Here is an 18,857-nt window from a genome sequence, read left to right as displayed (position 1 = left end):
CCATTCCCTTTCCTCGGGCAATCCGCAGGAGTGTCGTGAATTTCACTTCAATCTAACTCTGCCAAAAGTCATCAAAATAGTCTTAAATTAAAGTACAATTGCTTAAATGTTAACTTTGATCCACTAATAGTAGATTCAATTAAGTATCATCTTAACGAAATTGAACTTTCTCTCTTAAAAAAGGTGATAAAGGGTAAGTTCCCCTCTATCACCCTTAATGAGCATTCATTTAAGCTTTTACTTCTTCCTCTTCAGTAGAAGCAGCCTCTTCAGCATTTCCTTGATTAGCTTCTACAACTGCATCAGCCATTTTAGAAGTCAAGAGTTTAACAGCACGGATTGCATCATCGTTACCTGGAATAACTACATCGATTTCATCTGGGTCACAGTTTGTGTCGACGATCGCAACGATTGGGATGTTCAACTTACGTGCTTCTGCAATTGCAATTCGCTCTTTACGAGGATCAATTACGAAAAGAACATCAGGAATACCGTTCATATCTTTAATTCCGCCTAGGAATTTCTCAAGACGGTCCATTTCCTTTTTAAGAAGGATTACTTCTTTCTTAGGAAGGACATCGAACGTTCCATCTTCTTGCATTTTCTCAAGATCCTTCAAACGTCTAATACGCTTACGGATCGTGTCAAAGTTTGTTAAAGTACCACCCAACCAACGTTGGTTGATGTAGTATTGACCAGCTCGGATAGCTTCGTCTTTAACAGACTCTTGAGCTTGTTTTTTAGTTCCAACGAAAAGGATTTTTCCTCCGTCAGCTGCGATATCGCGCATATAGTTATACGCTTCTTCAACCTTCTTAACTGTCTTTTGAAGGTCGATAATGTAGATGCCGTTACGCTCCGTGAAGATGTAACGTGCCATCTTTGGGTTCCAACGGCGTGTTTGATGACCGAAGTGAACACCAGCTTCTAGCAATTGCTTCATTGAAATTACTGCCATGATAGGCACCTCCTGTGGTTTTTTCCTCCGTCCGCTTCACATCAAGTACGACTATAATGTTGACCATAATAGCACCCGCACTAAAATCCACGAACGTGTGTAGTGTGGTTAATATAAATTATTTCAACTAACTAAACACCGAGAATAAATATAACATATACCAGATGAATCTAGCAAGTATCTATTGTCCATCTTGATGAAATTTTATCATTAACTCTATTTCACCTTTGCCCTTGTTCAAAGATTTAGCGATTTCGTCTAGTGATAAACCTCTACCTTGTAAGGAAAGTACTTGTGAAATTAGGGATGGTCCGTATGTCTCTTCTTCATAATTGATCGGTGGGGCGTAATCAATTGTATCTTCAGTTTGCGCTGCTGCTGGTTTATCATTTACTTGTTCTTCATTTTCATTTTGCTTATTAAGGGTTATATCTGTCTGGCCGTCATGTGGTTTAGGTGACTGGTTTGCTACTTGACGTAATTCTAGTAGGAATGCATCATTCTCTTCTTTCATTTCAGTCGTATAAGCGACTAATATGTCTTCCATTTCTTTCTTTGCCCTTTGGATTTCTTGGTGGTCATTGGCTTGGTATCTCTTCCATAAAACAATTAATGAGAGAAGTGTTATGATGTGAATGACAAAGCTGATTCCGAGTATAAATCCCGTCATCTTTCCCTCCAATCCGGAATACATAAATTCCATTTGCAAACATTACAAGTGCTTGATGATGACCTCGCCCGATACGAGTTTCATTTCTACTGCCTTATATTCAGATTTTAATACTCTCTTATATTTACCGAAGGTTGTTTCAACTCCTGGAAATACAACTCCACGAACAAACAAAGAATGGTTAGTGACCTCTACAAAATCCTCCCGAACGATGTCCAGCTCAGATTGAAGTTGTTTTACTAGATTTTCTGACTGATTAAATGTGTTTTTGATTTTAAGAAGGAGGACTCTTTCTTGGGTGGTTCGATCATCTTCATTCTTTTGCTCTATTCTTGATTGTAGCTTGAGTAACTTTTTCAAGTTCTCCTCTTCTTCTTTTACCTTAGACGATAAATGATCACTTTGACGAATAACATGTTGGGGAACACCAAAATAAAACTGTGTTTTCGACATAAGTTCGTTCCCAGCCTGCTTAACATGAACATTTACTCCAGCAGAGATGCTCCCTCCATGAATGATTCCTTTATCCTTTTCACAAAAAACTGATCCGTCTACTTGAACATAACTATGGTTAATCAGACCTGTGTGTAGATCACCGCCGGCCGTAACAGAGCCTTGATTAATATACCCTGTTCTAACATCGCAACCAGCACTGATCGTTCCTTTTCCTTGTCCAGAAATTCCATCACGTATGAATATAGATCCACCTGCTTGAATATCTGATGCCTCAACAGAACCCGCGATCCTCACGTCACCATCTGCGCTTATCGTATAGCCAGAGGGGACATCTCCATGTATATGAATATTTCCTGTAAACGACAAATTCCCTGTGTTTAAGTCTAAGTCGCTATTTACTTCATATACAGGGAATACGTGAACAGATCGCTTTTGGTAGCTTACTTGTCCATCTGAGCGTGCAATAATTTTGTTAGTAGTAAAATCTACCTTGGTATGTTTTGTTTCCTTTACTTGGAGTGGCTTACCAGGCTTTGCTACAACTTTTTCTCCCATAACATTCATTCCATCCGTACCGAGTGTATGTGGAACAATCTTAGCGATCAGATCACCTTTTTTGACTGATTGAATACGTGTGGGAGATCTCAAATCAACAAAACGTGCTTCTAAATTCGTAGATTCGGTTTCATTTAAGACGGGACTAATGTATCCAGGCTCACCGTCTACTGGTTTCATACCTTCTGCAATCTTAATCGGCTCGTTCCAGTTATCTAAGTCAACTACAATTGACTCCAAGACATCCAGATTAATTCCATAAATAATTTGGTTATCCGTTAGGAAATCAAGAAGAGCATCTAATGTAACCGCTTCCTTAACGGACGAAGTTGGAACAAGAATGGCACTCATGCCATTCTCTTTAACTTTCAACTGAACACTTTCTGAAATGAGATCAATCCCCACAATATTCCCCCCTAATAAATGAGATGCAGATACTGAAAGAGGGCTTACCAAAACTTTCTTTGGTTCAGCCCTTCAACAATCATGTAGTTGACAATGTAGTTACACCCAGCCTCATGACTTTTCCTATAAGGATGTTTTGTTCTATGAAATGATCAACTAAAAGCGACATTCTGTTCGTCTTTAATTCAAATACTTCTTAAGTACACCTTTAAGTTTAAAAAGTGATTTCGAATGGATTTGTGAAATACGAGAAGTTGACAAGCCTAGTACGTGTCCAATTTCTGTTAGTGTTAATTCTTCATAATAGAACAAACTCACAACGAGTTGCTCTTTCTCATTCAATTCTTTGATCACTTCCGCAAGGTGAGTATGTAATTCACCTGTTAACATAAGGTTTTCAGGTGTTTCTACTTTCTTATCTTCTATTGTATATCCTACTTTTTCACTTGTGTCACTATCTTTGTTCTCTTCATCAATTGAAAGGACATTCGCTAAGAAACTCTCTGACATAATCGTCAGTACTTCTTCCTCAGAAAAGTTGATTTCCTCAGCAACTTCTGCAGCACTGACAGATCGCATTCTCTCCTGTTCCATTCTCTCAATCGCAGATTCGATTTTCTTTGTCTTTTCCCTCAATGAACGTGGCAGCCAATCTTCTCTTCGCAGACCATCTAAGATTGCACCTCTTATACGGAATGAAGCATATGTGTCGAACTTCAAATCCCTTGTTGGATCGAATTTCTTCAAGGCATCATACAACCCTAAAAGACCATGGCTACGTAATTCATCCTTGTTGACATTCCTTGGTAATCCGACTGCGATACGTTGTACGTGATACTGAACTAGAGGTAAATGTAATTCCAATAATGCCTCACACGAATCTTTATCACGAAACTTTGCCCAGTTTTCCCAATGTGTATTCGCTTCAGAAGTCGCCCCCTTACGCATCCTATCCCTCCTTGTCATCATACTCTTCCATCCATGGATACTTCTATATGGTTGTGATCCCTTTATGGATTGTCCTTATAGAAAGCATATTGTCATCTGTGTTGAATTCAATTGTTCTGCCGTTCTGTCCACCAACATCTTCAGCAACGAGTGGTATCTTCAATATTTCCAACGCTTCCTTAACTGCTTCAGCATTTCTAGGTCCCACTCGTAATGCTTCACTCTTCCCAGTAAATTGAAACATTTGAGCGCCACCAGCCATTTTGGCAATTAATTGCGTTGGACTCACCTTAAAGGTTTGTTTCATTTCATTGACCATTTCTGGTATTGCTGTATCTGCGTATTTTGCTAAATTAAACGTACTGCCTTTTGATAGCTTTGAACTCGGAAGCATCACATGTGCCATGCCTGCTACTTGTTTAGATGGATGATAAATTACTACGCCAATGCAAGATCCTAATCCAGTTGTTTTCAGTATTTGAGACGGTTGAGCAAGCTGATAATCTGAAATTTTCACCTGAATGGTTTCAGTCTTTGTTTTATTCATCTAACGGGACTCCAAGTGAGTAGAAGATTTTTTCGAATGAGTCCGGATCAGGGAGTAACAGAAAATGTCCATCAATTCCTGTCCGTTCACCCTCTGATTCCTTTAATTGTGTATCAATGATGATTGCATAATCACTCACCTGTGACATTTCTACGAGTCCTGCGGATAAAATCGCCCCCGCCATGTCCACAGTTAAATGAGGTACTGATGGAGATAAATGTAAGCCTGTAAAGTCGGAAAATGATGATAGATATGATCCCGCTAATATATTCCCAGTTTCTTGTAATGCTGACCTAGTCATATCACAAGCAAGAATACTTTCTTCATCGATCCGGTTATCTCCCGTTAAATCTTTCAAGTAGGAAACTGCTTCGTCAATTGTCAAAATAAAAAACATATTCCCTGGTGCATCACCAGTTACTCTAAGGAAGGTGGCTGCAACTACTGTTTCTTCACCACCCACCAAATCTGTCACTTCATGGAAGCGAGCTAATTTAACTGAAGGGACATGCATATCTATTGCTTTATTAACTAAACCGGATAATGCTGTTGCAGCATGACCTGCTCCGATATTCCCAATTTCTTTTAGAATATCTTTGTGCAAGTCAGATAATCGTTCCGGCGTGATCATTCACTTTGCTCCTTAAAATTCCTTAACGAATCCATTTCTTCAGGGTTCAGTACCTTTTCAAGATTTAATAGTATAAGGAGTCTTTTTTCAAGTTTAGCTACTCCGTCCAAGTATTCTGCATCAACGCCTCCAACGACTTTAGGGGCTTGTTCAACGGCATTCACAGGAACATCAATGACATCATTTGCGGCGTCAACGATCATTCCGACTTCAATATCATTTGCATTGACAATGATGATTCTGGTTTCTTCCGTATGTTCAGATTCTTCTAAATCAAAGCGACTTCTTAAATCAATGACAGGTGTTACGATACCTCGGAGATTAATGACTCCTTTCACAAAGGAGGGCGTTCTTGGAACTCTGGTTATTTCTTGCATACGTTCAATTGAGCGTACTTGATGGACATCAACGCCATATTCCTCATCCATCAATTGGAATACAATTGCTTTCATCTCTGTTTCTACTGTTTTCAATTCTGACATAATAAATCCTCCCTTATTTGATCAAATCATTACAATCTAGAATTAATGACACCTTTCCATCGCCAAGAATTGTTGCGCCAGAAATTGCAAATACATTCGCTAAATAATCACCTAATGGCTTAAGCACAACCTCCTGCTGACTAATAAAATCATCAACGATTAATGCAGCCATCTGATCACCTTTTCTTACGACTACGATTGAATATTGATCTTTCTCCTTAGAAGTACCTTCTACACCTAACACTTCTTTAAGGGAGAGGAGAGGAACCACTCTGCCACGAAAATCAATGACGAGTTGATTATGTGCCTTCAATACCTCACTCTTAGGGATCATAATACTTTCTACAATGTTCGATAATGGTATGGCATATGTTTCTGATCCTGTCGTAATCAACATAACGGACAAAATAGATAATGTAAGAGGTAGTTCAATTGCAAATTTAGACCCTTCACCTGTTTTAGAGGTTACAGATATAGATCCACCGAGAGACTCTATCTTACTTTTAACGACATCGAGTCCTACACCTCTCCCGGATATATCAGAAACTGTATCAGCAGTGCTGAACCCTGAAGCGAACAACAACTGATAAACTTCATGATCTTCCATTCCGTCTGCCATAGATTCTTTAACGATATTATTTTCGATTGCTTTCTCGAGTACTTTCTCTCTATTAATACCTCCACCATCATCTTCTATCTCGATATAAATGTGGTTACCACTATGATAAGCAGTTAAAGAAATGGTACCCTCCTCAGGTTTCTCTGCTTTTACTCGCTTTTCAGGCATTTCAATACCATGATCAACCGAATTCCGAAGTAAATGTACAAGAGGGTCTCCAATTTCATCAATAACAGTACGATCCAGTTCTGTTTCTCCACCTGTAATTGTGAAATTAATTTTCTTTCCAAGCTCTTTTGATAAGCTTCTAATCATGCGTGGGAAACGATTAAATACTTGATCTATCGGAACCATTCGCATCGTTAGCAATGAATCTTGTAAATCTCCGGTTAAACGAGTAATGTGTTCAACAGTGTCTGTCAAACTACTATTGTCAATATCTTTCGCTAATGCTTCTAACCGCCCTCGATCAATGACAAGTTCTTCAAATAAATTCATTAAAGCATCGAGTCTACTAATATTAACCCGCATTGTTTTGTTATTAACAGGTTTATTTGTGTTCTCTTTAGGTGCATCTGTTTCTTTCTTCTTCATTTCAGGTTGCTCTACTTCAATAGCAGCAGCCGATTCAACATTGCTCAATTGACCAACCTCTATTGGTGTTACAGATACATTGTCCACTTCAGAGACGTTGCTAATCTTATCTTTAATTTCATTTGCCTTTGACTCAGATATGAGTGTGACCGTAAATGATTGTTCAAACTTCTCTTCTTCAAGGTCGCTGACCGATGGGGTAGATTGAATGACTTCAGAAATTTGTTCAATGACTTCAAAAATCATATAAACTCTTACTGCTTTTAACATACAGCTCTTTTCGAGCTCAACAGTAACAGAGAAGGGTTGAAGTCCTTGTTCAACAGATTGTTGAAGAATAGACCTTTGAAATTCGTCTAACTCTCCACCCATTTGTGAGGGTTGGTGATTGTCAATGGTCGTATCCGCTTTGCCCGTTTCAATATGGTTAAGATTTCCAACGATTTCACTTACATCCCGTTTCCCGTCTCCACCAGCAATGATTGATTCCACCATAGCTTCTAAGTGATCCACAGATTCAAATAGTGCATCTACCGTCATGTCTTTAACAGTGATTTTCTCTTGTCTGATTGCATCAAGTACATTTTCCATTTGATGGGTAAGGCTTGCCAAATCTTCGTATCCCATCGTGGCAGACATGCCTTTTAATGTATGCGCTGAGCGAAAGATATCATTAATTATTGAAAGATCTGTAGGAGAATTTTCAAGCTTCATCATATGTTCATTTATTGCTTGCAAATGTTCTCTACTTTCTTCGACAAACACATCTAAATATTGATTCATATCCATATTGATTGACCCTCCTACTTTAAGTGATGTACGATTCGACTCGCAATTTCTTTAACTGGAACGATATCATCTACTTGTCTTGTAGCAATAGCAGATCTTGGCATACCATAAACGATACATGAAGCTTCCGATTCAGCTATCGCTATTGTTCTTGAATCGTTCTTTAAGGAAAGAAGTCCATTCGTACCATCTGTGCCCATCCCCGTCATAATTACGGCAATTTTTTCAACTTCTTTCAGTTTGGAAAGACTGAAATACATTTCATCAACTGAAGGTCGATGTCCCCTTGTTGGTGGTGTATCATCGTCTAAGGAAACAATGAGCTCTTCCTTTTGTTGTTCGATCTTTAAATGAGATCCGCCTGGCGCTACATATACCCAGCCATCGTGTATGATCTCTCCATGTACAGCTTCTTTCACATTCAATTCTGATAATTTATTCAATCGTTCTGCTAATGATTTTGTGAAACCCTTTGGCATGTGTTGTACAACTACTACAGGTGCATTAAGGTCTTTAGGAAGTTTGGAAATAACCTCTACTAAAGCCTTTGGTCCACCCGTTGATGTGCCAATCGTGATAATTTTTTTTCTAATTGACTCCCCTTTTTTCTTATCGTCAAGTAAGTACTTTGCTACAAGAGGCTTTGGGCTTGTAGGCGGCAATTCTTTAAATTCTTTTGGTATTTTAACTTTTGAAGCAACTTTTACCTTTTGAATAAGTTCGTCTTGCACTTTATGTATGTCTAACGAGATGGATCCAGATGGCTTAGAAATAAAGTCAATTGCACCGCTTTGCATCGCTTCAATCGTTTGTGTTGTTCCTGCCTTTGTAACACTACTCACCATAATGACAGGTATAGCGTATTGATCGACAATAACTTTCAATGTTTGAAGACCATCCATAATTGGCATTTCCACATCTAAAGTTATGACGTCTGGTTTCAGTTTCGGTACTTTATCGAGAGCATCTGCTCCATTCCGAGCCGTTCCTACAACTTTAATGGATGGATCACTTGAGAGGAGGTCAGATAAGACTTTCCGCATGAATGCTGAATCATCTACAATTAATACGTTAATTATGTTCATTTGACCCCCTGCTTTCTTTTAAAGTATCTCGTAAGCTTTTGGATAAACCCGTCATCCTTTGCAGTTCGATTATACTCAGAACCATTTTTGAACGTGGTCGTCATCTGTAACATAGCTTTCGAAATTTTAGTGTTTGGATCATATAAGAGATAAGGCTGTTGAACTTTTACCGCCTTAAACACTGAAGGATCTTCGGGCAACACGCCCAGTAAAGAAAGTTCCTTTTGAAGAAATTGGCGGGATGCATATTGTACGCGATCCGCAATATCTATTCCTTCGGCGTGGTTTTCAGCTCTATTTACAGTGATGGACACATTTACATTTGGGTCTTGTTTATGAACGAATTTAAGCATTGCATACGCATCAGTGATTGCAGTAGGCTCTGGTGTCGTGATGAGCAAAATTTGATCAGCTGCTGTGATGAATTGCAATCCATCTTTTGAAGCCCCTGCCGCCATATCTAAGAATATATAATCATAGGAATCTTGAATGTTGTTGATCTGTTCGCAAAAATGGTTGAATTGACGGTCATTGAGTTGAAAGAGATGATTCAGTCCATTTCCCCCAGCAATAAATTCAAGCCCTCCAGGTCCTGTTTCGATCATTTCTATAATCGGTCTTTCTTCCTCAACCATATCAACGATCGTATATTTAGAATGAACACCCATCAAGATATCTAAGTTGGCCATTCCAATATCCAAATCCAATAATAAGACTTTCGAGCCAGATTGAATGAGTGAAAGAGCGAGATTCACGGTGAAATTGGATTTACCAACTCCACCTTTCCCACTGACAACAGCACACACTTTGGCAGTTCTTGATTCATTGTTCAACCTTTGCCTAAGCATTTCAGCCTGATCACGCAAGTGGACCATCTCCGATCAATAGGTCCACAATTTGCTGTGGTGTAACTTCATTAATATCATCTGGTACATTTTGACCAATTGTTATATATGCGATCGGTAACCCTGTTTCATAAGTGATATTTAACATATCACCAAATGAGTCTGTTTCATCCTTCTTTGTAAAAAGCAGTTTACTTATGGGTACATGTTCGAATTGTTTAACAATTTCAGCCATATCCGAGTACTTAGAAGTTAAAGAAAGCACAAGGTAATTTTCCATATCCTCATCAAACTGATAGACATTTTCAAGGTCTGTCACATACTGGGCATTCTTAAAGTTCCGACCTGCAGAGTCAACGAGTATGACGTCATAATCTTTGAATTGCTCTTGAGCTTTTTTGAAATCATCTCTGTTATACGCAACTTCTAGAGGAACATTTAAGAGCTCTGCATATGTTTTCAATTGGTCTATTGCAGCTATTCGGTACGTATCAGTAGTAATCATTGCTGCTTTCTTTTGTTTGTTCAGAACTGCATCTGCAGCTATTTTTGCTATTGTCGTTGTCTTTCCTACGCCTGTTGGCCCTATTAAATTTAGAAATTTCTTATCATATTTAAATCCACCAAATTCTTCATTAGGCAATAACTCAAGCAAGATTTCTTTAAGCCATTTGTTTATTGAACGGCTCGCTACTTGTTCGGAATCCTGCTTGTACCACATTCTAAGAAGCTTCTTCGATACATCAGCCCTTATTTCTCGGTTTATACCACGTTCCTCAAGTATTGACTCAACACGTACAATTTCTTTCGGTAGGTGATTTGCTTCTACATTTTGATTGGATAGCATTTTAATCAAATGCTCCATTTCAACACCAATTGATTTGTTCTTTATTTCACTATTGTTTGGTTCACTTTTACGCCATGTTTGGTCCCGGACAAATGTACGATCTTCTTCCTTATGTTGCATTTTTTGAACAGGTTCAGGGTCTAATGCTGCTACAACTTCAAGGGAAGGTTTCGTAAAGAAACCTAATATGCCGCCGGTTCGAATTTCTTTACTATTCAATATGACAGCATTACTGCCGAGGTCATTTCTAATCTTTCTCATCGCTTCTGGCATCGTTGGTGCTATATATTTTTTTATTTTCATGACACATTCACCACCCCAATGCTTTGTACTTCTAGTTCTGGTTCTAATTCGTTATAGGATAGTACTGCTACATCAGGCAAATATCTTTCGATCAATTGTCTCACATACATCCTCACTGCTGGTGAGCATAACAAGACATTCATCGGACTCACTTCATTTACACGTTTTATTTCGGTTGTAATTGAGTCAAATATGGCTTGTGAATCATTTGGATCCATTGCTAAATAGTTTCCGTGCTCAGTTTGCTGAACAGACTCAGCAATCCTCTTCTCAACACTACCAGATAGTGTTATCACTTTTAGCGTGGACTGATCGTCTCCAAATTGTTTTGATATTTGTCTAGATAATGACTGCCGAACATACTCAGTCAGTAAATCCGTATCTTTTGTCATTTGTCCATAATCAGCAAGCGTTTCGAATATCGTCGGGAGATTTCGTATTGAGATATTTTCTTTTAATAGTTTTGATAATACTTTTTGAATCTCACCGACCGATAAAGGATCAGGTGTAACATCTTCTACTAATGCAGCGTGTGATTCCTTCAAATGCTCTATTAACTGTTTAATTTCTTGACGACCTAACAATTCGTGTGCGTGTTTCTTTATAATCTCAGTTAAGTGAGTGGAGACTACTGAGGGAGGGTCCACTACTGTATACCCAGATAATTCAGCACGCTCCTTTAAATCATCAGGAATCCATAAAGCAGGTAATCCAAATGCTGGTTCAACTGTGTCGATCCCTACAATTTCTGGATCCTCTACACCAGGTGACATGGCAAGGTAATGATCTAACAACAACTCACCTCTCGTAATTTCATTCCCTTTAATTTTGATCCGGTATTCATTTGGTTGGAGCTGGATATTATCTCGAATCCGAACAACAGGGACAACCAAACCCAACTCGAGCGCCAATTGTCTTCGAATCATAACAATACGATCTAATAAGTCTCCGCCCTGACTTGTGTCAGCTAATGGAATCAAACTATATCCAAACTCAAATTCAATCGGATCCACTTGAAGCAAACTTACAACACTTTCAGGGCTTTTGAATTCTTCTGTTTGTATATCTTCTTCCACTTCTTCTTCTGATACGATTCTTTGCTTTTCAACTCTACTTAATTGAAAGGCACCAAATGCTAGCAATAAAGCAATCGGTAGGGTAAATATATCTTGAATTGGTGTAAAAACGCCCAATAAAAAAATGGTCGCAGAAGCAACATATAGCATTGTAGGGTAGGCAAGTAATTGTTTACTTATATCTTGACCTAAGTTACCATCTGATGCTGCACGGGTCACAATGATTCCTGTTGCGGTTGATATGATTAAAGCAGGTATTTGACTGACTAGACCGTCACCTACTGTTAATAATGTATAGGTCTCACTTGCTTCTCCAAGAGGCATACCTTGTTGTACCATTCCGATAATAATACCGAATATCATATTAATGATTACGATAATTACCCCAGCAATGGCATCCCCTTTAACAAATTTACTCGCTCCGTCCATTGCCCCGTAAAAATCTGCTTCCTGTTCAATCTTTTGTCTTCTTTCTCTCGCTTGTTGTTCAGATATTAAACCTGCATTTAAATCAGCATCGATACTCATTTGTTTACCTGGCATCGCATCCAAAGTAAATCTTGCAGCGACTTCAGAAACACGCTCTGACCCTTTCGTAATAACGACAAACTGTATGATGATGAGAATGACGAATACGACAAATCCTACGAGTACATTCCCCGCAACAACGAACGAGCCAAAAGTATCAATCACATTCCCTGCTTTAGCTTGACTAAGGATTGACCTTGTTGTGGATACATTCAATCCAAGCCTAAATAATGTTACAAGGAGCAATAAAGACGGAAATATCGAAAACTGCAAAGGCTCATTCGTGTTCATAGCAATAAGAATGATCAACAGTCCTAATGAAATATTCGTAATGATGAGAAAGTCGAGCATCCAAGTAGGTAGCGGGATGATCAACATCGTGATGATCAGTATGACACTAAGCAGGACTGTCAGATCTCTAGCCTTCATCGTTGTACTCTCCTTCTATAGTTCAAAGTATTGCTTAGACTAATTTCTTTAATCGGTATACGTACGCTAGTACTTCTGCCACAGCTTTAAATAACGTCTCAGGAACGGCATCTCCGATTTCAGCTTGTGCGTATAGGCTTCTTGCTAATAACCGGTTTTCTACTGTTTCAATTTTGTTGTGTTTTGCAACTTCTTTAATCTTTAACGCGACATAATCGACACCTTTAGCAACGATCACCGGTGCATTCATCTTATCTTCGTCATATTTTAAAGCAATCGCATAGTGTGTCGGATTTGTAATGACAACATCTGCTTGAGGTACTTCTTGCATCATTCTCTGCATCGCCATTTGTCTTTGTTTTTCCTTAATCTTGGACTTTATCAAAGGATCTCCTTCAGATTTCTTATGTTCATCCTTTACATCCTGTTTACTCATCTTGATGCTCTTTTCAAAATCGAACTTCTGATATGTATAGTCCAACACAGCAAGAAGAATCAATAGTATCGAGGCGGCTAACCCCATCTGTATGGTTAATTCACCAATTACCATTAAGGAATGTTCAGCAGTACCTTTTGAAAGAGTAAGCACTTCATCACGCTTTAACCAAAGAATTGCAAAAGTGACGAATCCGATTAAGGATATCTTTAATATTGACTTAAGCAATTCTACAATCGCGCGCATTGAGTAAATACGTTTGAAACCTTTCAATGGATTTATCCGTTCAAACTTTGCTTTCAAAGGATCCGTAGAAAACAATACACCTACCTGAAGGTAATTGGCAGCAACCCCAGCAACCATTGCGATAAGTAAGATGGGAGCTACAACTTTGGCTGCTTCAAAAGATAAAGACGCCATAACTTGTTGAATATTTTCCGTCGTAAAATCAAAATGGATAAACTCCCGGAAACTCGTCTGATAAATGCCAAGTAATGAATTCAACATAAATGGTGCAATGAGCCAAAGAAACAAAAAGACGATCAAGAGAATAATTGCTGTATTTACATCGCTAGATTTAGCAACTTGACCCTTTTTGCGACTATCTTGTCGTTTCTTAGGTGTAGCTTGTTCTGTCTTTTCTTGTGAGAAATATTGTAGGTCAAGGAACCGTTTATTCATTTTATTGACCACCTAATAGTTTCGTCATTTTTCTCATTACTTCAAGCATATCGATTGCTAAACCCTCAATCATTTGAAACATGATGGGTAAGACAAGCAATAGAACGAAGAAACTGACAAATATTTTCAAAGGTAAACCTACAATAAAAACGTTAACTTGGGGTACTGTCCTAGACACAATTCCTAACGCAAGGTCGACTAAAAATAAACAACCGACAACTGGTATTGCCATTTGAAAAGCGATATAAAACATCGTGACTACTGTATCTGATACGAGACGAGCTACATTGCCATCTGCAAACATGAATGCGAATTCATCGATTGGGGCAAATTGATAGCTTTCATATATGCCATTTAAAATCATATGGTGTGCATCAATACTTAGTAGAAATAAAATAGCAAAGATATAAAGATACCTTCCGATTAATGGGGATTGTATACCCGTCTGTGGATCGAAGACGTTGGCTATGGCAAATCCCATTTGTAAATCTATGAACCCTCCGGCAACTTGAAGTGCATATAAAATAATAGATGCAATGAATCCTATACTTAATCCGATCATCATCTCTTTAATAATTAATAGAAAATATTCTCCGTTTAAGGCAACAAGTGGAGATTGTAATGTTGTCAAAATAAAAAATGAGAGAATAATTGATAATCCGATCTTATGAATGACAGGAATGTTTCGGTACGAAAATATCGGTACAGTAGCCATGAATCCAGTAACTCTAACTAAGATTAATAAGAAGACAGGTATACTATTTACAAATTCCATCGTCTACCTACAACCCAATATATTGATTTAAATTACTATAAAGATCATGTGTAAATGAAATCATTTGTGAAAGCATCCATGGACCAAAGAATATTAATGATACGAGGACAGCTGCAATCTTTGGTATGAACGCTAACGTTTGCTCTTGAATTTGTGTTGTCGCTTGGAAAATACTGACTAACAGTCCTACTGCAAGAGCCAAGATGAGAAGCGGTCCACTTATGAGTAGTATGGTGTAAACACCTTTTTCAGCAAGTGAAATAACAAATTGTGTATCCAATGATGTAGCACCTCTTCACGTAATCTAATAACTCTCGAGTAATGACCGAACAATTAGATACCAGCCATCCACAAGTACGAATAACAATATTTTAAAGGGTAATGAAATCATTACAGGTGGTAGCATCATCATTCCCATAGCCATCAGAACACTAGCTACAATCATGTCAATGACCAAAAATGGAACAAAAATCATAAAGCCCATTTGAAATGCCGTTTTCAGCTCGCTTATGGCAAAAGCAGGAACCAGAGTCGTTAACGGAATATCTTCAATCGTTTCAGGTCGCTCTTCACCTGTATAGTTCATAAATAACGCTAAATCTTTCTGTCTCGTATGCTGGGCCATAAATTCTTTCATCGGCACACTTGCATTTTCCATTGCCTCCTCTTGAGAAATCTCCCCTTCAAGAAAAGGTGTCAAAGCTTGATCGTTCACATCAGATAGGACAGGACCCATTATAAAGAATGAAAGAAAAAGTGCTAAGCCGATTAGTACTTGGTTAGGTGGCATTTGCTGAGTAGCAAGCCCATTCCTTACGAATGATAGAACGACTATAATTCTTGTAAATGAGGTCATTAATACTAGAAATGCTGGAGCTAGTGAAAGCACTGTTAACAAGACAAGTAAGCGAACAGTCGTTGCTACGCTCTCAGGACTACTATTAAACAGTTCATTACTAATGCCAGGAAGTTCAATCATTGTCTTGACCTTTCCTCAACGATTCGAGTATCGATTTCCGATTTTTCTTGGAATCTGCTAATTGTTTGTTCAGAATCTGTTTGAAATCAGAATTTCGTGACCCATCTTGTTTCGTTAATAATTTATTAATCCAGCTAGACAAGCCTTCACTTTCCACTGCTCTGTTAGATATTCCTTCATTCATTTGCATGAATGTTGCAATTTCATCCGGGTCCTCTATTTCTTTAATTAACTCGACATTATCCCCAACCCCGACTACAAGAATTCGTTTACCAATCTTCACTAATTGAACCGATCGCTGGTTGCCAAGCATCGCACCACCCAACGTTTGAATGCCTTTACCCTGTTGTATAACTTGGGTACGTTTATGCAATAATTTCAAGATAATAATGAGTAAAGCCACTACAAAGGCAAGCGCGAACAATACTTTTAGAGTTGTTCCGACCGTAGACACATCAGAGCTCTGTTTAAGTTGCGGTTGTTCTTGTTGTTCTTGATGTTCCTTAGATGAGTCATCTTTTGTTTCCTTAGGTACACATTCTGCGACTGTCTTACAATCCTCTGGAGCATCGTTTGTATTTGCATAGATGTATGTTGGTCCCCCTGATAATACGGCAATTACCAGGAGAACACTCGTCCATATTTTACAACTCAAAATAGCACCTACTTATGCTTCAAGAGTTTTCTTAATTGCTTCGATAACACGATCCGCTTGGAATGGTTTTACGATGAAGTCTTTTGCACCTGCTTGAATCGCATCGATAACCATCGCTTGCTGCCCCATTGCAGAACACATGATCACTTTAGCATCTGGATTCATACCACGAATTTCCTTTAATGCAGTAATACCATCCATTTCTGGCATTGTGATATCCATTGTAACGAGGTCGGGTGTGTGTTCTTTATATAATTCAACGGCTTGCGCTCCGTCACTTGCTTCACCTACAATTTCAAATCCATTTTTGCTTAAGATATCCTTGATCATCATTCTCATAAATGCTGCATCATCAACTATTAAAATACGATTTGCCATTACATTTTCCCCCTAATGTTATTGTAGTTTTTCTAAGCGGTCTCTCTGACTCATGATTTCTGTGACTCTGACACCGAAGTTTTCATCAATGACCACTACTTCACCTTTTGCAATTAACTTTTGATTCACAAGTATATCTACTGGTTCACCCGCTAATTTATCAAGCTCGATGATAGAACCTTGAGATAATTCCAATATGTCTTTTACTGATCGTTTTGTGCGACCTAGTTCAACTGTAACCTGCAACGGAATATCCAATAGCATATCCAAGTTTCTTTGATCAACAGATACAGGCTCATGTGATGAAAAGTCTGAAAAAGCAGCTGGGTGAACATTCTCATTTCTAGTATTTTGATAAGTAGGCTGCTCTCGGTGTTCCTCTCTTCTGGCAGGTGGTTGGCTATTCACTTGTGGTTGTGCCTCTCTGTGTGGCGATGCGGCAGGTGTTGCTGGTTGCTGTTTCTCTTCTTGTCGTTCCACTTGATTCACTTCAACTGCAGCTTCTGTATTTTGTTCTGGATTCATAAGTTGATCAACTAAATCCTTACCAAATTCTAGTGGTACAAGCTGCATAATTTGCGAATCTATTAGATCTCCAACCTTCAACTTGAACGCAACCTTCACTAACATATCTACATCAGGTATAAGATCTGTCCCATCATCAGTATGGATATCCATTAAATCGATACTTGGTGGAGATATGTCCACTCTTTTATTGAAGACAGTTGACATTGACGTAGAAGCTGAACCCATCATTTGATTCATCGCCTCTTGCACTGCGCTTAAATGTAGTTCACCAAGTTCTCCGTGGGGATTGGTACCATCACCACCTAGCATAAGGTCTGCAATGATTTGTGCATCAGTTGTTTTGATTACCAGTAGGTTGGATCCATCAAAGCCCTCCGTATAGCTTACATTTACCGCAACATGCGGTTTCGGGAACTCATTCTGTAGATCCTCCTTCTTAACAACCTCGACTGTTGGTGTTGTTATTTCAACTTTTTGATTCAATAATGTCGATAATGCAGTAGCCGCACTACCAAATGATATATTACCGACTTCACCGATTGCATCTTTTTCAATACTAGTCAAAAGTTCTTCAACGTCTGATTGGGAATCTTTGTTCCCACCATTCAATAATGCATCTATTTCTTCTTGGGAGAGCATGTCATTACTCATTGAATAACTCCTCCTTTTCGTAAACGTCTATCACTTGAACCGCCATTTGATTCCTCACCTTTCCTGGCTGACCTATAAACTTGTTTTTACCTTGTACGCTAATCGTCAACGGATTAGAAATCTTTTGGTCAAGTTCTAACACATCATGTTTAGCAAGGGAAAGGAATTCTTGTACCGATATGTCGCATTTGCCTAACTCCGCGGTAAGTGGTAGCACCGCATTCTTGACACGACTCTCCAGTTTCTCAACTTCTTCGGGCAATCTTTCTCTTTGCTTCTTTTGCATCCAATGATGAACCGAAAGTTTAGGTATGATAGGTTCTAACACAACATGAGGTAAACAAATATTAATCATTCCACTCGTTTCCCCAATTGTAGTTGTGAAAGAGATGACCACTACCGTTTCATTAGGTGAGACCATTTGTAGAAATTGTGGATTCACTTCAAAGTCCACCATTTCAGGTTCCACCTCTTGAATTGTCCCCCATGCTTCACCAAAGCTGTCTAATGCCTTTTCAAACAACTGATTCATAATCTTTGTTTCAATTTCTGTTAAACTATCAATCTTATTCATTCCATTGCCTTGTCCACCAAGTACCCGATCAAGCATTGCGTAAGCGATGTTTGGATTGACTTCAATAAGTAAACGACCTTCTAGTGGAGGTGCTTCAAACAAATTCAGAATCGTCATTTTTGGTATAGAACGAATAAATTCTTCGTATGGTATTTGATCGACAGATGCAACAGAAATTTGTACATATGTACGTAACTGGGCTGAGAAGAAGGTGGTTAGAAGTCTCGCATAATTTTCATGTATTCGAGTTAAACTTCTTACCTGATCTTTGGAGAATCGCAAGGCGCGTTTGAAGTCATAAACTTTGACTTTCTTTTCTGCTTCTTCTTTTTTTAGCTCTTCTGCATCCATTTCTCCAGTAGACAATGCTGATAATAGTGCATCAATTTCATTTTGTGAGAGTACTTCAGCCATCAGCCTCACCCCTTTTCTG

Annotated in this window: 20 protein-coding genes; all 20 read right to left on the bottom strand. The window is 38.6% G+C overall.

Features of this window, described 5'->3' with window-relative positions:
* Positions 1-229: 229 nt before the first annotated feature.
* Complete coding sequence (rpsB, locus tag L2716_RS05275) at positions 230-958, bottom strand: 30S ribosomal protein S2 (RefSeq protein WP_236332467.1); 729 nt, start codon at positions 956-958, stop codon at positions 230-232.
* Positions 959-1,139: 181 nt separating this feature from the next.
* Positions 1,140-1,628 carry a DUF6115 domain-containing protein gene (locus L2716_RS05270; protein WP_236332466.1) on the bottom strand — a complete coding sequence of 163 codons (489 nt, stop codon included), beginning with the start codon at positions 1,626-1,628 and terminating at the stop codon, positions 1,140-1,142.
* A gap of 42 nt (positions 1,629-1,670) precedes the next feature.
* Entirely contained in the window at positions 1,671-3,044 is a 1,374-nt protein-coding gene (locus L2716_RS05265; protein WP_236332464.1) for a flagellar assembly protein A, read from the bottom strand.
* A gap of 180 nt (positions 3,045-3,224) precedes the next feature.
* Complete coding sequence (locus L2716_RS05260; RefSeq protein WP_236332462.1) at positions 3,225-3,992, bottom strand: FliA/WhiG family RNA polymerase sigma factor; 768 nt, start codon at positions 3,990-3,992, stop codon at positions 3,225-3,227.
* A 43-nt stretch (positions 3,993-4,035) separates the two neighbouring features.
* On the bottom strand, positions 4,036-4,539 hold the full coding sequence (locus tag L2716_RS05255; protein WP_236332460.1) for a chemotaxis protein CheD: 504 nt from the start codon (positions 4,537-4,539) through the stop codon (positions 4,036-4,038).
* Entirely contained in the window at positions 4,532-5,170 is a 639-nt protein-coding gene (locus tag L2716_RS05250; protein ID WP_236332458.1) for a chemotaxis protein CheC, read from the bottom strand. Before L2716_RS05250 ends, L2716_RS05255 begins: the two co-directional genes overlap by 8 nt.
* A complete protein-coding gene (locus L2716_RS05245) occupies positions 5,167-5,652 on the bottom strand; it encodes a chemotaxis protein CheW (RefSeq protein WP_236332456.1) in 486 nt (161 codons plus the stop codon). Before L2716_RS05245 ends, L2716_RS05250 begins: the two co-directional genes overlap by 4 nt.
* A gap of 13 nt (positions 5,653-5,665) precedes the next feature.
* Positions 5,666-7,654 carry a chemotaxis protein CheA gene (locus L2716_RS05240; protein ID WP_236332455.1) on the bottom strand — a complete coding sequence of 663 codons (1,989 nt, stop codon included), beginning with the start codon at positions 7,652-7,654 and terminating at the stop codon, positions 5,666-5,668.
* Between the two features lie 14 nt (positions 7,655-7,668).
* A complete protein-coding gene (locus L2716_RS05235; protein WP_268963945.1) occupies positions 7,669-8,739 on the bottom strand; it encodes a protein-glutamate methylesterase/protein-glutamine glutaminase in 1,071 nt (356 codons plus the stop codon).
* Positions 8,736-9,605 carry a MinD/ParA family protein gene (locus tag L2716_RS05230; RefSeq protein WP_236332453.1) on the bottom strand — a complete coding sequence of 290 codons (870 nt, stop codon included), beginning with the start codon at positions 9,603-9,605 and terminating at the stop codon, positions 8,736-8,738. Before L2716_RS05230 ends, L2716_RS05235 begins: the two co-directional genes overlap by 4 nt.
* On the bottom strand, positions 9,598-10,734 hold the full coding sequence (gene flhF, locus L2716_RS05225) for a flagellar biosynthesis GTPase FlhF (protein WP_236332451.1): 1,137 nt from the start codon (positions 10,732-10,734) through the stop codon (positions 9,598-9,600). The genes L2716_RS05230 and flhF overlap by 8 nt, the downstream gene beginning before the upstream one ends.
* Complete coding sequence (gene flhA / locus L2716_RS05220) at positions 10,731-12,767, bottom strand: flagellar biosynthesis protein FlhA (RefSeq protein ID WP_236332449.1); 2,037 nt, start codon at positions 12,765-12,767, stop codon at positions 10,731-10,733. Before flhA ends, flhF begins: the two co-directional genes overlap by 4 nt.
* Before the next feature lie 34 nt (positions 12,768-12,801).
* Positions 12,802-13,884: a flagellar biosynthesis protein FlhB gene (flhB, locus tag L2716_RS05215; protein WP_236332447.1), complete on the bottom strand. Its 1,083-nt coding sequence runs from the start codon at positions 13,882-13,884 to the stop codon at positions 12,802-12,804.
* A gap of 1 nt (position 13,885) precedes the next feature.
* Positions 13,886-14,659 (bottom strand): flagellar biosynthetic protein FliR, encoded by a 774-nt coding sequence (gene fliR / locus L2716_RS05210; protein ID WP_236332445.1) that lies wholly within the window; start codon positions 14,657-14,659, stop codon positions 13,886-13,888.
* Positions 14,660-14,666: 7 nt separating this feature from the next.
* A complete protein-coding gene (gene fliQ / locus L2716_RS05205) occupies positions 14,667-14,939 on the bottom strand; it encodes a flagellar biosynthesis protein FliQ (protein WP_236332443.1) in 273 nt (90 codons plus the stop codon).
* Positions 14,940-14,963: 24 nt separating this feature from the next.
* Positions 14,964-15,638, bottom strand: a complete 675-nt coding sequence (fliP, locus tag L2716_RS05200) for a flagellar type III secretion system pore protein FliP (protein ID WP_236332441.1) — start codon at positions 15,636-15,638, stop codon at positions 14,964-14,966.
* A complete protein-coding gene (locus L2716_RS05195; RefSeq protein WP_236332439.1) occupies positions 15,631-16,293 on the bottom strand; it encodes a flagellar biosynthetic protein FliO in 663 nt (220 codons plus the stop codon). The genes fliP and L2716_RS05195 overlap by 8 nt, the downstream gene beginning before the upstream one ends.
* A gap of 12 nt (positions 16,294-16,305) precedes the next feature.
* Positions 16,306-16,671: a response regulator gene (locus L2716_RS05190; RefSeq protein ID WP_236332437.1), complete on the bottom strand. Its 366-nt coding sequence runs from the start codon at positions 16,669-16,671 to the stop codon at positions 16,306-16,308.
* An 18-nt stretch (positions 16,672-16,689) separates the two neighbouring features.
* Positions 16,690-17,850: a flagellar motor switch phosphatase FliY gene (fliY, locus tag L2716_RS05185; protein ID WP_236332434.1), complete on the bottom strand. Its 1,161-nt coding sequence runs from the start codon at positions 17,848-17,850 to the stop codon at positions 16,690-16,692.
* Entirely contained in the window at positions 17,843-18,841 is a 999-nt protein-coding gene (gene fliM, locus L2716_RS05180; protein WP_236337803.1) for a flagellar motor switch protein FliM, read from the bottom strand. Before fliM ends, fliY begins: the two co-directional genes overlap by 8 nt.
* Positions 18,842-18,857 lie beyond the last annotated feature (16 nt).

Origin of the sequence: Pseudalkalibacillus berkeleyi (assembly GCF_021608225.1) — a bacterium.
GTDB classification, from domain to species: domain Bacteria; phylum Bacillota; class Bacilli; order Bacillales; family Fictibacillaceae; genus Pseudalkalibacillus; species Pseudalkalibacillus berkeleyi.
This window is presented reverse-complemented; position numbering and strand designations above follow the sequence as displayed.

What these genes read in the sequence shown, in the direction of transcription:
- rpsB (WP_236332467.1), bottom strand. Translation starts at nt 958, where the DNA reads ATGGCAGTAATTTCAATGAAGCAATTGCTAGAAGCTGGTGTTCACTTC.
- L2716_RS05270 (WP_236332466.1), bottom strand. Translation starts at nt 1,628, where the DNA reads ATGACGGGATTTATACTCGGAATCAGCTTTGTCATTCACATCATAACA.
- L2716_RS05260 (WP_236332462.1), bottom strand. Translation starts at nt 3,992, where the DNA reads ATGCGTAAGGGGGCGACTTCTGAAGCGAATACACATTGGGAAAACTGG.
- L2716_RS05255 (WP_236332460.1), bottom strand. Translation starts at nt 4,539, where the DNA reads ATGAATAAAACAAAGACTGAAACCATTCAGGTGAAAATTTCAGATTAT.
- L2716_RS05250 (WP_236332458.1), bottom strand. Translation starts at nt 5,170, where the DNA reads ATGATCACGCCGGAACGATTATCTGACTTGCACAAAGATATTCTAAAA.
- L2716_RS05245 (WP_236332456.1), bottom strand. Translation starts at nt 5,652, where the DNA reads ATGTCAGAATTGAAAACAGTAGAAACAGAGATGAAAGCAATTGTATTC.
- L2716_RS05240 (WP_236332455.1), bottom strand. Translation starts at nt 7,654, where the DNA reads ATGGATATGAATCAATATTTAGATGTGTTTGTCGAAGAAAGTAGAGAA.
- L2716_RS05235 (WP_268963945.1), bottom strand. Translation starts at nt 8,739, where the DNA reads ATGAACATAATTAACGTATTAATTGTAGATGATTCAGCATTCATGCGG.
- flhF (WP_236332451.1), bottom strand. Translation starts at nt 10,734, where the DNA reads ATGAAAATAAAAAAATATATAGCACCAACGATGCCAGAAGCGATGAGA.
- flhA (WP_236332449.1), bottom strand. Translation starts at nt 12,767, where the DNA reads ATGAAGGCTAGAGATCTGACAGTCCTGCTTAGTGTCATACTGATCATC.
- flhB (WP_236332447.1), bottom strand. Translation starts at nt 13,884, where the DNA reads ATGAATAAACGGTTCCTTGACCTACAATATTTCTCACAAGAAAAGACA.
- fliR (WP_236332445.1), bottom strand. Translation starts at nt 14,659, where the DNA reads ATGGAATTTGTAAATAGTATACCTGTCTTCTTATTAATCTTAGTTAGA.
- fliP (WP_236332441.1), bottom strand. Translation starts at nt 15,638, where the DNA reads ATGATTGAACTTCCTGGCATTAGTAATGAACTGTTTAATAGTAGTCCT.
- L2716_RS05190 (WP_236332437.1), bottom strand. Translation starts at nt 16,671, where the DNA reads ATGGCAAATCGTATTTTAATAGTTGATGATGCAGCATTTATGAGAATG.
- fliY (WP_236332434.1), bottom strand. Translation starts at nt 17,850, where the DNA reads ATGAGTAATGACATGCTCTCCCAAGAAGAAATAGATGCATTATTGAAT.